The sequence below is a fragment of the Aequorivita sp. 609 genome, assembly GCF_014212065.1.
Lineage (GTDB): Bacteria > Bacteroidota > Bacteroidia > Flavobacteriales > Flavobacteriaceae > Aequorivita > Aequorivita sinensis.
This window is the reverse complement of sequence record NZ_JACJVM010000030.1, coordinates 16,077-28,625: the sequence shown is the minus strand read 5'-3', so window position 1 is coordinate 28,625 and position 12,549 is coordinate 16,077. Positions and strand designations below refer to the sequence as shown.

Annotated in this window: 12 protein-coding genes; 2 read left to right on the top strand and 10 right to left on the bottom strand. The window is 34.8% G+C overall.

What is annotated here, in order from left to right:
- Nucleotides 1–83: 83 nt before the first annotated feature.
- The 4 genes from H4O20_RS08490 to H4O20_RS08475 all read right to left on the bottom strand — a co-directional run bounded on the left by H4O20_RS08490 (nucleotide 84) and on the right by H4O20_RS08475 (nucleotide 3,468).
- Nucleotides 84–1,304, bottom strand: coding sequence for a metallophosphoesterase (locus H4O20_RS08490; protein WP_185098950.1), 1,221 nt, complete (start codon nucleotides 1,302–1,304; stop codon nucleotides 84–86).
- An 81-nt stretch (nucleotides 1,305–1,385) separates the two neighbouring features.
- Nucleotides 1,386–1,676, bottom strand: coding sequence for a hypothetical protein (locus H4O20_RS08485; RefSeq protein WP_260402662.1), 291 nt, complete (start codon nucleotides 1,674–1,676; stop codon nucleotides 1,386–1,388).
- Nucleotides 1,677–1,829: 153 nt separating this feature from the next.
- Nucleotides 1,830–2,681, bottom strand: coding sequence for a universal stress protein (locus tag H4O20_RS08480; protein ID WP_185098949.1), 852 nt, complete (start codon nucleotides 2,679–2,681; stop codon nucleotides 1,830–1,832).
- Nucleotides 2,682–2,835: 154 nt separating this feature from the next.
- Entirely contained in the window at nucleotides 2,836–3,468 is a 633-nt protein-coding gene (locus tag H4O20_RS08475) for a YceI family protein (protein ID WP_185098948.1), read from the bottom strand.
- Between the two features lie 128 nt (nucleotides 3,469–3,596).
- Between H4O20_RS08475 and H4O20_RS08470 the strand changes: the two genes are divergently transcribed.
- The gene (locus H4O20_RS08470; protein ID WP_139855193.1) at nucleotides 3,597–4,367 is read left to right on the top strand and encodes a patatin-like phospholipase family protein; all 771 of its coding nucleotides are present in this window, start codon (nucleotides 3,597–3,599) and stop codon (nucleotides 4,365–4,367) included.
- On the opposite strand, the gene H4O20_RS08465 is transcribed toward H4O20_RS08470, so the two are convergent.
- The 5 genes from H4O20_RS08465 to H4O20_RS08445 all read right to left on the bottom strand — a co-directional run bounded on the left by H4O20_RS08465 (nucleotide 4,368) and on the right by H4O20_RS08445 (nucleotide 9,566).
- Complete coding sequence (locus H4O20_RS08465; RefSeq protein WP_185098947.1) at nucleotides 4,368–5,132, bottom strand: exodeoxyribonuclease III; 765 nt, start codon at nucleotides 5,130–5,132, stop codon at nucleotides 4,368–4,370.
- Nucleotides 5,133–5,315: 183 nt separating this feature from the next.
- Nucleotides 5,316–5,894 (bottom strand): outer membrane beta-barrel protein, encoded by a 579-nt coding sequence (locus H4O20_RS08460; RefSeq protein ID WP_185098946.1) that lies wholly within the window; start codon nucleotides 5,892–5,894, stop codon nucleotides 5,316–5,318.
- Nucleotides 5,895–6,013: 119 nt separating this feature from the next.
- Nucleotides 6,014–7,555 carry an acyl-CoA carboxylase subunit beta gene (locus tag H4O20_RS08455; protein ID WP_185098977.1) on the bottom strand — a complete coding sequence of 514 codons (1,542 nt, stop codon included), beginning with the start codon at nucleotides 7,553–7,555 and terminating at the stop codon, nucleotides 6,014–6,016.
- Between the two features lie 81 nt (nucleotides 7,556–7,636).
- Nucleotides 7,637–9,076 (bottom strand): acetyl-CoA carboxylase biotin carboxylase subunit, encoded by a 1,440-nt coding sequence (gene accC / locus H4O20_RS08450; protein ID WP_185098976.1) that lies wholly within the window; start codon nucleotides 9,074–9,076, stop codon nucleotides 7,637–7,639.
- Nucleotides 9,072–9,566 carry a biotin/lipoyl-containing protein gene (locus H4O20_RS08445; RefSeq protein WP_139855185.1) on the bottom strand — a complete coding sequence of 165 codons (495 nt, stop codon included), beginning with the start codon at nucleotides 9,564–9,566 and terminating at the stop codon, nucleotides 9,072–9,074. Before H4O20_RS08445 ends, accC begins: the two co-directional genes overlap by 5 nt.
- A gap of 116 nt (nucleotides 9,567–9,682) precedes the next feature.
- On the opposite strand from H4O20_RS08445, the gene H4O20_RS08440 reads away from it, so the two are divergent.
- Nucleotides 9,683–10,801, top strand: coding sequence for a PQQ-dependent sugar dehydrogenase (locus tag H4O20_RS08440; protein WP_185098945.1), 1,119 nt, complete (start codon nucleotides 9,683–9,685; stop codon nucleotides 10,799–10,801).
- A gap of 151 nt (nucleotides 10,802–10,952) precedes the next feature.
- Here the strand turns inward: H4O20_RS08440 and lepB are convergent, their stop codons facing one another.
- Nucleotides 10,953–12,512 carry a signal peptidase I gene (lepB, locus tag H4O20_RS08435; protein ID WP_185098944.1) on the bottom strand — a complete coding sequence of 520 codons (1,560 nt, stop codon included), beginning with the start codon at nucleotides 12,510–12,512 and terminating at the stop codon, nucleotides 10,953–10,955.
- Between the last annotated feature and the right edge of the window lie 37 nt (nucleotides 12,513–12,549).

Genomic DNA, 12,549 nt, shown 5'->3' with positions numbered 1-12,549 from the left:
CTAAGATTAGTGGTGACTTTTTACAAAGATGTAAAAGATATTTCTATCAGACATTAATTTTCAAACCTGACTTTTAAGAAAAATTATTCCGATTTTTTTAAAGTGATAAGGGTAATTTCTGGACGCATCCCCATCCTACCTGGAAAACCGAGCCATCCCAACCCTCTAGTAACATATAGGTTTTGATTTTCCACAGTATATAATCCTGCCCAGCGTTTGTATTTATATTTTATAGGGCTCCATTGTTTCCCCATAATATTAATTCCTGCTTGCATGCCGTGAGTGTGCCCGGAAAGTGTAAGGGCCACATCTGTATATTTTATCACCTCTTCATCCCAATGAGTGGGATCGTGAGAAAGAAGTATTTTAAAAGGTATATCCTCAATATTATTTAACGCATTTAATAAATCACCATCCTGCCTGAATGGTGGAAGACCCCAATTTTCAACACCTGCGATTGCAATTTCTTGATTATCTCTTTTAAGTGTAACACTTTCGTTTAGTAGAAGTTTGAAGTCTATTTTATCATAAAAAGATTTAATTTCTTCAAAATTTTCACTTTTAGCTTCTGGGGAATCCCATTTGCTATAATCGCCATAATCGTGATTTCCTAGAATAGCATATTTCCCAGTTTTAGCCGAAAGTTCTTTTAGGACTTTATCCCATCCATTTAATTCCCAAGCATAGTTATTTACAAGATCTCCTGTAAAAAAAATTATGTCGGCTTCCAATTCATTTATAATATTAACGGCTCTTTCTAAAATTCTATATCGATAATTAAAGCTTCCAAGATGTAGATCTGAAATATGAATAATTTTATAACCGTTAAAAGCTTCAGGTAACTCTTTATGAGCTACTTCAATTCGATATACTTTATATTTATAAGCTCCTTTAAAGATGGCGTAAACAATTACGAAGAATGGAAGAAACCCTGCAAGTAATCCTACTGTAGGAACAATGATTAGAGATTCTGTTTCAGAGAAAACATAGTTTGAAAAATATAGAATGCTAATTATTATTACGAATAGTATTTTAGGTGTAAATGAAGAAATTGTAAGTCCATACAATGAAGATACTAACATTTGCCTTTTAGTTACAGGCAAGGCATCCATTTTAATCTTTAGAATTAATATGGCTGAAACTAAGCCAATTGTAAATGTCCAAAACAAGATATTGATAATCGTATTCAACAATGGAGAGGTTAAAAGCTGAGTAATAGATTGCAGCCAGTAAAAGGTGAGCACGTCAACCCCCACAATAACTACACACAATAAAAAAATTGTAAAAAGTGAATACGAACGCATTATCAATTTATTAAATTACATTCTTAAAATTACACAGTAGTTTGAGCATTATTAAATAACGACAGAAAATTAGTGGAAAATTTAATATTGAATTAAACCGTAACCAGTATTTAATAAGTACAAGCCCATAAGAAATAACAGTACATAAATAACTTGAATTAATTTAAGGCTTATAAAATCAATTGCCTTTAATGCCAATGATGGAAAAGCGAAAAGCATTAATCCTTTAAATAAAGCTATCCAACCTATCAAACTAACAATTACCGTGGCGCTAGAATCCCAAATATTATGGAAAAGAATATTGAGTAAACCTATTACAATAGCAATAAAGGCAACAAGTATTGAAAACTTCTCATCTTCTAGGAATGACAAAATTTGTTTTATCCGCTTGGGGTTATAGCTTAATATAAAAAAGAAGAATATTAAATACCAACCCCAAAACTTCGCTAAAAAAATAGATACATCCATAATTCTTACATCTAATTAATTTTCTCTTGTTTTGAATTATTTCCTTTAATAGAACTATTAATTAGTAAACTCAATTGATGGTATAACCATTATTGGCATGTTTGTATGGTATACCATTTGTCTAATTACAGGCTTAAAAAGTAAGTTTTCAAAAAAGGAATGTTTATTTTGAATCATCACTAAAAAATCAATTCTTTGCTTTATTTGAAATTGCTCAATAGCTTCTACTAAGTCCACATCTTCAGCGGTATGAAAATCGTGAGGGTTATTTTTAAAAAACTCTCCAAATTGATTTTTTACATTTTCTTGTGCCTTACTCAACGGCTGCCCCAAGTATATATTTAAAATATTGAGTCGGGAGTTATGCAGTTCGCAAATAGACTTTAGCAAGTTTAAATTTTCATTTTGCATTGAGAATTTAAAATCTGAAGGAAATAAAATCTCCTTAGGCTCCTTAAAAGTATAGTTATCAGGGACAGCGATTACAGTACAGTGTACTTTTTTTATGGTAAACATTGTATTTGTACCTAAAAAAACCTCTTTTGCACCAGTGGCTCCCTTAGTTCCCATTATGATTAGATCAATATTTCGATCTTTAACAACCGCTTTTATTTCATCCGTCAACAAATTGAAGGATGACAGCCTTTTAAAGGAATGATTAGAGTTATCATATTTCTCCCTTAGTTTCTCTTCTAATTCTAGCAATCCACTTTCAGAGTTTTTTCTGATAATTTCTTCTAACAATAATGAAGAATAACCCTCATTGAATGTAGCCATACTATAGGCTACAGGGGTATACGTATTTAATAGATAAAAAGTACACTCTTTGTTTTTATAAAGTTGTACTGCATATTCTATAGCGTTAAAAGCGTTATCAGAAAAATCTGTCGGGAGTAAAATATTTTTCATTCTATGAAGGTTTAGGTTAATTAGCTCGTTGCAACAAGCTAATTTAACCTATAAACCAAACGTTCACAATGACTTAAATCATATTGAAATGTTTAGAACACTTAGAAATGATAAAAAACTAGGTATATAAATTTTTAAGTTGTCGATAAGCTTACTAATTATTAGTATTCCTTAATGGTATTTTGATTTCCACATCTATCTCTGGCCAAAGTTTTGAAATACCATCAGCCCCCTTAAGGTGTTCCACACATTCCCACTCTATTCTACTGAGTGCTTCCTCCCCTTTCCATTTTTTTAAATCTAGTTTGGTAAATATTGAAATTGTGTCATTCACCAATGAATATGTGAATGGAATATTTTTTGAGATTTTATTCATTTTTAACCTAACAAAGCCCTTAGACTCATTTACTTTTAAAATAGTTCCATTGATAGTTGAAGTATTAAACGCATCAAAAAAAGAACTTCTTAGTTTAAAATCTCTAATTGCATTCATCGCATCAACACTATGGGTAGGAATCGATATTCTTAATTTGGTTAAGAGATTTTCAACAGAACCAGATTTACTATGTTTTTTAATAGAATAATCATCAAAAGTTCCTGTAACGGCTATTTTGTCTGTAAATTTATAAGCTGTCCAAGCCACAGTTATTCCGGAATCATCAATAACGAAGGATTGATTTTTAGAAATTTCATTTTTGCCTTCCCTTGATTCTTTTGCAGAATTATTACAAGACCAAAACACAGAAATTATAAAAACAAAACCAAGGGACTTTAAAATGAGTTTCATAAACAAATGATTATTAATGTAATACCTACAAATCTAGAAACTTAAAAATTCATTTAATATGACCTAAATCAAGTTTTGTTACTTTTGAATATAATTACTTTGTTAAGTAAATTAATTAAATTGACTAGATGGACAACATAGGTTTAGTACTATCGGGCGGTGGAGCGAGAGGCGCAGCTCATATTGGAGCATTAAAAGCATTTGAAGAATACGGAATTTCTCCAACACACATTTCAGGAACTAGTATTGGCGCTATAGTAGGGGCACTTTATGCCGCCGACGTTCATTGGACTGAGATATTAAAGTTCTTCAAAAACACTTCTATTTTTCACACCAAAAGATTCGCATTTAACAAGCCAGGATTTCTAGATACCGAAAAGTTTTATGACGACCTCAACGTCTATCTCCCAAGGGATAATTTTGACAGCTTACAAAAGCCTTTATACATTACTGCAACAAATGTTTTAAACGGAAAATTAAAGATTTTCAGCAAGGGGCAACTTATAAAGCCAGTAATTGCTTCTGCTTCATTCCCAGGGGTTTTTACACCTACAGAAATCAATGGTTCATATTATATCGATGGAGGAATTCTGAACAATTTTCCCGTAGAACCAATAAAAAAGCACTGCGATAAGATTATTGGAGTCTATATCAATTCCCTTAAAAAGATAAGCATAAAAGATTTGAAATACTCTTATAGTGTTGCAGATAGAGCCCTGAAAATTAGGGCTGCTTACGATTCAATAAAAAAGTTCCCAGAATGCGATTTAATTATTTCTCCTGAAGAAATTGGGGAGTTTGCCGTTTTCGGAATGAGCAATACAGACATCATTTTTGAACTAGGATATAACGCCACAATAAAAGCCTTAGAAGAAAATAAAAATCTTTTTAAAAGCTAATTACAGTTTCACTTCAAGCTTAATTGGGCAATGATCGGAACCGTAATATTCTGATAATATTTCAACATTCTCCACTTTTTCTAACAATTGATTACTTACCAAGAAATAATCAATTCGCCAACCAGTATTACGCTCTCTTGCTTTAAAACGATAGCTCCAATATGTATATGCAACTGTATCTGGGTTAAAGTGTCTATAGGTATCTACAAATCCTTCGTTGAGCAGGTTATCCATCCCATCAATTTCTATTTGAGTATATCCAGCAGTTTTGTTGTAATTAGACTTGTCGTTTTTAAGGTCAATTGCACGATGTGCAACGTTTAAATCGCCACAAAGAATAACAAGTTTTGTTTTTTCTAAAGACTTTAAATAGTTTTTGAAATCTACATCCCATTTCTGTCTGTAATCAAGCCTTACTAACTTCTGACCAGAATTCGGAACGTAAACATTTACCAAAAAGAAGTCTTTAAATTCTGCGCATATTACTCGCCCTTCCTGATCGTGTTCTTCAACTCCCATATCGTAACTAACTGATATAGGTTCTATTTTACTTAAAATAGCAACGCCTGAATATCCTTTTCTATCTGCAGAATTATAAAATTGGTGATAGTCCTTTAACTGAGATAATGCCTCAGCAACTTCCTCATCCTGAGCTTTAGTTTCCTGAAGACATAGAATATCTGGATTTATTTTGGAGATATCCTCAAAGAAATCTTTTTGAGTTATCGCCCTTACACCATTAACATTCCAAGAGATTATTTTCATTGCTAAATTTTATTTTTGTAAATATCAGAAAGGAGAAAAGAATATCCAATAAATATGAAGATCAAATTCAACCAAGACAGTTAATAATCGTGAAGGAATTTGTAAAGGTAATTCCATCCATAAGGTTTTTTGTATTAAAAGTGGTCGATAGGCAATTAAACTATCCGCAACTATTTAAGTCAATCAAAACTTCTTCGCCAAACCAATTCCAAAAGAGAAATAGTTAAGTTTCGTTTCCGTTGAAACATTTTCAACTTCTATATCTGTTGAAAGAGAACGATATCTTAACATTGGTCGCAATGAAATTTTAGAAGCCAGCTCATAATCTATCCCTACCGCAAGTTGCCACCCAAACCCATATTCTGTATCTGCAGTTATATCGCCCGCGATATTTTCTAATTCTATGTGATTGTAAATTGCACCAGCTCTCGCCAAATAAGAAAATGAAGAGGTACCAATTGGACGATTAATTTGAAATCCAAAAGTGAACCCTTTTTCTAACAAAGTAATGTCCTCGTGGGTAAAAACATCATCACCTCTAAATTGATTAAAGCCCCAACCTGCATAAAAAGCCAAGTGAGGCATAATTTTATATGCGCCTGTTATCTCAAATCCATACCCGATATCGGCATCAGTATCACCTACATCACTTGTAGGGAAATTTAAACCAGGTCTGAACTCAACAGCCCATTTCTCCTGCGCAATGGTGGGGGTCGAGAATAAAAAAATAACAGACAAAATTAAAAGATAATATCTCCTCATAATTCTAAGATTTAACTTAATTATATCTCCAAATTACTGCGAAAAAAAACCTTTAACTATGACTTAAGTCAGTTAAAGGTTGTTAATCAACTATCTATCTAAATAAATAATAGTAAAAACTACAAAGGAATATTTCCGTGTTTTCTATTGGGTCTCACCACATCTTTAGTTTCTAACATTGTGAATGCTTTTAATAGCTTTCTACGGGTTTCACGAGGTTGAATTACTTCATCTATAAATCCACGTTGTGCAGCTTTAAAAGGGTTTGCAAACTTTTCGGCATATTCGGCTTCTTTTTCTGAAAGTTTCAATTCAGGGTTTTCAGCTGCTGCAATTTCTTTTCTAAAAATAATTTCACTAGCTCCCTTTGCTCCCATTACCGCAATTTCAGCAGTTGGCCAGGCGTAATTCATATCTGCACCAATATGCTTACTATTCATTACGTCATAAGCTCCACCATATGCTTTTCTGGTAATAACAGTTACACGTGGCACTGTTGCTTCACTTAAGGCGTAAAGAAGTTTAGCTCCATTAAGAATAATTCCGTTCCACTCTTGATCGGTTCCTGGAAGGAAGCCTGGAACATCTACTAAAACTAAAAGAGGTATATTAAAACAGTCGCAGAAACGTGTAAATCGCGCTCCTTTTTTAGAGCTATCTACATCTAACACTCCTGCCAAACTCATTGGTTGGTTTGCTACAATTCCGATACTTCTACCACCTAATCTTGCAAATCCAACAATAATATTATCGGCGTAATCTTTATGCACTTCAAAGAAAGAATCGGTATCGATAATTCCCTTAATCACCTCGTGCATATCGTATGGCTTATTTGAAGAATCTGGAACTATATTTTCCAATTCATCTCGATATTCATCAGCAGCTTCAAAAGGAAGTTTTTCTGGAGTTGTTTTATTATTTTGAGGCAGGTAGCTTAAAAGAGTTTTCATCTGTTCTAAACAAACAATATCATTTGCAGCTGTAAAATGCGTTACCCCACTTTTTGTAGCGTGGGTTTTCGCTCCTCCTAATTCTTCTGAAGTAACAGTTTCATTCGTAACAGTTTTCACAACATTCGGACCTGTAACAAACATATAACTACTGTCTTGAACCATCAAAGTGAAATCGGTCATTGCTGGTGAATAAACTGCTCCCCCGGCACATGGTCCCATAATGGCAGAAATTTGAGGGATTACTCCTGAAGCTTGAACATTTCTGTAGAAAATATCTGCATATCCACCTAAAGAGCGAACCCCTTCTTGAATACGCGCTCCACCAGAATCGTTTAATCCAATAACGGGAGCACCAACACTCATTGCGTGATCCATTATTTTACAGATTTTCTCGGCGTGAGTTTCTGATAAAGCTCCTCCAAAAACAGTAAAATCTTGTGCGAACACATAAACTAAACGTCCGTTAATTGTTCCGTAGCCAGTAACAACACCATCCCCATAATACACTTCTTTTTGCATATCAAAATCGGTGGTTCTATGGGTAACGAGTATACCCATTTCTTCAAAAGAGCCTTCGTCTAAGAGGTATTCTACACGCTCGCGAGCAGTTAATTTCTTTTTTTCGTGTTGTTTTGCAATTCTCTTTTCGCCTCCACCCATCTTGGCTTCAGCTATGAATTCTTGCAGTTTTTTATTATTGTCGCTCATAATTTTTGTAATTGACATCTATGCGAAATCTGGGGCTTCACGGTATTTTTTTACCGCAGAGGCGCAGAGGACGCAGAGACATTACTTCGGTAATTGAAGTTTTTCTGAATCTTTAAAATATTGTTTTAATGCAAATAGTGCCGCCACTTTTGCCTCTTCTTCATTAATAGCCTTAAGCTTGTCTTCGGAATAGTATTTCTTCACAAAATTAGTATCGAAATTTCCACTGCGGAAAGCCTCGTGTTCAAAAACAAATTTTCCAAACGGAAGTGTGGTACTCACACCTTGAACATCGTAATTAGCGATTGCTTCAAGCATACGTTGCATTGCAGCGTTTCTTGTTTTTCCGTAAGTAATAAGCTTAGACAGCATAGGATCGTACTGAATTGGCACTTGCATACCTTCTGTAAAACCATCATCCACACGAATATTCTCACCGCTTGGTGGTCGGTAAACTTCTAGTTTTCCAACACTCGGCATAAAATTATTAAGTGGATCTTCGGCATAAACACGAACTTCAAAAGCGTGTCCTTTAATTTTTATATCCTCCTGCGAAAAAGCAAGCTTTTCGTTATTAGCTACATTAATTTGCTGTTCGACTAAGTCGAGACCAGTAATTAATTCGGTAACTGGATGCTCCACTTGTAGGCGGGTATTCATCTCAAGGAAGTAGAAATTTAGATTTTCATCTAAAAGAAATTCCACTGTTCCCGCTCCAACGTAATCACAGGCTTTGGCAACTTTTATAGCCGCTTCTCCCATGGTCTTACGCAATTCTGGAGTAAGAACTGAAGATGGTGCTTCTTCTACAACTTTTTGATGACGTCTTTGAATACTACAATCGCGCTCAAAAAGATGAACTGTATTTCCAAAATTATCAGCTAAAACCTGAATTTCAATATGGCGTGGAGAAGTAACAAACTTTTCAATAAAAACAGAACCGTCGCCAAATGCATTTTCAGCTTCGCTAATAGCGCGTTTCATTTGGTCTTCAAATTCTTCGGCATTTTCAACTACTCGCATTCCTTTTCCACCACCACCGGCAGAAGCTTTTATAAGAATTGGAAATCCAATTTCTCTAGCAATTTGTTTGGCTGCTTCAACATCTGTAATGGCTTCATCGGTACCAGGAACCATAGGAATATCATAAGCTTTTACCGCTTCTTTAGCAGCTAGTTTGCTTCCCATCACACGAATTGCGTGCGACTTTGGCCCGATAAAAATCATTCCACTTTTTTCAACCTTCTCTCCAAACTCAGCGTTTTCACTCAAAAATCCATACCCTGGGTGAATAGCATCAACGTTTAGGTCTTTAGAAACTTTAATGATGTTATCTCCTAATAAATACGATTCGTTTGAAGGAGGTGGCCCGATGCATACGGCTTCATCTGCAAACTTAACGTGTGGAGAGTTTCTATCTGCTTCAGAATAAACTGCAACCGTTTTGATCCCCATATTACGGGCGGTTTTCATAATTCTTAAAGCTATTTCGCCACGGTTGGCAACTAATATTTTCTTAATCATTTTTCTCTAATTCAATTAGCAATTTTCCTTTATCTACCGTATCACCTTTAGCGACGTTTACAGTTTTTACAATTCCATCTCGAGAAGCTGTAAGAGTGTTCTCCATCTTCATAGCCTCAAGAACACAAAGGGAATCACCTTTTTTAACTTTATCGCCTTCAGCAACATTAACTTCTAAAATAATCCCCGGCATAGGTGCGTGGATTTCGTCTTCAAAGGAATCATTTCCTAAAGAGAGCCCCATTTCTTTTATAAGCGCATCCAAAGGTGTTCCTACATTAACACGGTAAATATTACCATTTACTTTTACGCTGTAGTTTCTATTAATGAAGTCGTTTTCTAAAAGTTCAATTTCGAAAGATTTGTTGTTGTGAAGTAAATGTATTTTTTGACCAGAAAGTTCGGTTTGGTCTATGTTCTCGGTATCTTTTTTGACAAGTTGGAATTCGTAATTCTCATCCACCGAAACGCTATAGCTTTCTTTCATAATTTTGAAAATTTTGGTTAAAGATAAGGTTTGTTTAGGTTTTCGACCAAAAGGAATTTCCTAAGATTTTAGAAATCACACTCATTTTTGGTATCTTTAAGCTAAAAGAAATAAAAATGAAGAAATACCTACTTATTTTATCGACCCTTATCGTTTTTACATCTTGTGGACAGCAGAAAAAAAAAGAAGATGTAGCCTTAAAAACAAAACCCCAAACTTATAAAACTGAAATGTTTGTAAACGACCTTTCAATTCCGTGGGGAATGACTTGGTTGCCTGAAGGCAGTATGCTTATTACAGAAAAAGATGGGAGATTAATACACTTTAAAGATGGCAAGAAAATAGAAATAGCAAATATGCCAGCGGTATATGTAAATGGCCAAGGTGGGTTATTAGACATTAAACTACACCCAAATTATAATGAAAACGGGTGGATTTATATGACTTATGCTTCGGAAGAAGGCCCAGGGAAAGGAGGTCATACTGCTTTAATGCGCTGTAAACTAGATGGAGATTCGCTAACTAATATTGAGATGCTTTATAAAGCCAGCCCAAACTCTTCGGCAGGACAGCATTTTGGTTCCAGGATTGAATTTGATAAAGATGGTTATGTGTATTTCACCATAGGAGAACGCGGAGATAGAGAAGTTAACCCGCAAGACATTACTCGTGATGGAGGTAAAGTTTACCGATTAAAAGACGATGGCAGCATCCCTGAAGACAATCCATTTTTCAACGAACCAAATGCTAAAAAGGCAATTTATACTTATGGAAATCGCAATCCACAAGGAATGGCTATTCACCCTGAAACAGGAGAAATATGGATGCACGAGCACGGACCAAAAGGCGGGGATGAAATTAATATTGTGAAGAAGGGTGCAAATTACGGTTGGATGGTAGTTACCTATGGGGTTAATTACAGTGGCACAGAAATCACAGATCAAACTGAAAAAGAAGGAATTGAACCACCTATTTACTATTGGGTTCCTTCTATCGCTCCTTCCGGAATGGCATTCGTTACTAGCGACAAATATCCTGAGTGGAAAAACAAATTACTCGTAGGTTCGTTGAAGTTTGCATATGTTGAACTGCTAACTCTTGATGGAGAAAAAGTAACCAAGCGAGAAAAAATAGCTCAGGATATCGGACGAGTTCGAAATGTAAAGATTGGTCCGGATGGACTGATTTATATTGCAGTAGAAGGACAAGGTATTTACAGGTTAATACCTGAATAAATAAAACCTATTCTCTTTAAAAAACAAAGTCGAGACCTATTTGATAGATCTCGACTTTGTCTTTTTTATTCATCCTAGATATCAGAATGGAGCCTAATATTCCACAATAATTAGTAATGATTGAAGTTGAAAGGCTCGAACTAAATTGCTTTTACTTTTTAGTTCCTTTCTTTTTCTTTCTAAAGAAATCAAAAGCGAACCAACCTATTACTGCAATTACGAAATACATTAAATAAGACACTGGTTTTCCACTTCCACCTACTGTTGTGAAAACTCTATCCCAACGTACTTTTTTGTTAATTCCATCCCAGCTCATCCATACAAATACTGGTTTTCCTACAACGTGATTATAAGGTACAAAACCCCATGTACGAGCATCCTCACTGTTGTTTCGGTTGTCTCCCATCATCCAATAGTAATCCATCTTGAAAGTATAGTCGGTTAATGGTTGACCATTTAGAAGAACTTCCGTTCCTGATTGAGTAATTTTATTTTCAATTCCTATTTCGCTTCCTTCATAAACTTCTATAATACGCTTGTAGAATGGAAGAGTTTCTGGATTTATTGAAACTGTTTCTCCTTTCTGAGGAATATAAATTGGTCCGAAGAAATCATTATTCCAAGGATATTTTTGATCGTTTGGAAAAATCCCTGGATCCCACTCTCCTTTTTCACTTCTAAGACGCGTAATTTCAACCACATTTGGGTTGTTTTTTAGCATATTCATAGACTCTTCAGAAATAGCTGCAAAACGATATGTATTATTACCAAATCCATAACGATCGGTAATATCATATCGATTATAAAGCATTTCTGGATTTAATTGTCCGTTTACCTTAACGTCATACGCAAATTGAACTTTAGCACGGTCTGGAAGTTGGTTTTTCTCCCCATTAATATATACGTAACCATCGCGAATTTCTAGAGAATCCCCAGGAACACCTACAGCACGCTTTACGTAATTCGACTTTTTATCGATTGGCTTGTAGTAATATTTCCCATCTCCATACTGCTGAAACGCGTTTACAGTATCTACAGGCCAGTTAAATACTACAATGTCATTTCGTTTTATACTCTGAAAACCTGGCAATCTGAAATAAGGTAGTTGTGGTTTTGAAAAATATGACTTTTTATGAATCACAGGAATTGTATCGTGCACCATTGGAAATGCAACAGGCGTCATCGGGTTTCGAGCCCCATAATGAAACTTACTCACAAAAAGAAAGTCACCAACCAATAAGGTTTTTTCTAACGATGAAGTTGGAATTGTGAAAGGTTGCATTACATAAGTATGCACAACTGTTGCAGCTACAACGGCAAATAATATAGAACTCACCCACTCTCCAGTTGAAGTACGCGGTTTTAAGCTTCTATCCTTTATATGCGTAACATCTTGAGTGTAATTTATGTAATATATGTAAAGCCCTAGAGTAACTATCCCTAAAATTGTATCCGTAGTAGAATTACGTCCAAAACTGCGTAAGGTTTCAACCCAAACTACCGGAAACATAATCAGGTTAACAATGGGAATAAATAATAAAATAGTCCACCACCAAGGGCGATTAATAATTTTCATTAAAACCACAGCATTGTAAACTGGTACTGCTGCTTCCCAAGGTTTTCTACCTGCAGCCTTATAAAGCTTCCAAGTTCCTGCAAAGTGTATTAATTGAACTATTAAAAATAATATAAACCAACCTGTCCAACTCATAATTTGTAATTCGTTAAATTGTAATTCATTTAAACCC

Bases quoted from the DNA above. Each gene is read 5' to 3' on its own strand.
- H4O20_RS08490 (WP_185098950.1), bottom strand. From the start codon at position 1,304: ATGCGTTCGTATTCACTTTTTACAATTTTTTTATTGTGTGTAGTTATT.
- H4O20_RS08470 (WP_139855193.1), top strand. From the start codon at position 3,597: ATGGACAACATAGGTTTAGTACTATCGGGCGGTGGAGCGAGAGGCGCA.
- H4O20_RS08475 (WP_185098948.1), bottom strand. From the start codon at position 3,468: ATGAAACTCATTTTAAAGTCCCTTGGTTTTGTTTTTATAATTTCTGTG.
- H4O20_RS08455 (WP_185098977.1), bottom strand. From the start codon at position 7,555: ATGAGCGACAATAATAAAAAACTGCAAGAATTCATAGCTGAAGCCAAG.
- H4O20_RS08480 (WP_185098949.1), bottom strand. From the start codon at position 2,681: ATGAAAAATATTTTACTCCCGACAGATTTTTCTGATAACGCTTTTAAC.
- H4O20_RS08460 (WP_185098946.1), bottom strand. From the start codon at position 5,894: ATGAGGAGATATTATCTTTTAATTTTGTCTGTTATTTTTTTATTCTCG.
- lepB (WP_185098944.1), bottom strand. From the start codon at position 12,512: ATGAGTTGGACAGGTTGGTTTATATTATTTTTAATAGTTCAATTAATA.
- H4O20_RS08465 (WP_185098947.1), bottom strand. From the start codon at position 5,132: ATGAAAATAATCTCTTGGAATGTTAATGGTGTAAGGGCGATAACTCAA.
- H4O20_RS08440 (WP_185098945.1), top strand. From the start codon at position 9,683: ATGAAGAAATACCTACTTATTTTATCGACCCTTATCGTTTTTACATCT.
- H4O20_RS08445 (WP_139855185.1), bottom strand. From the start codon at position 9,566: ATGAAAGAAAGCTATAGCGTTTCGGTGGATGAGAATTACGAATTCCAA.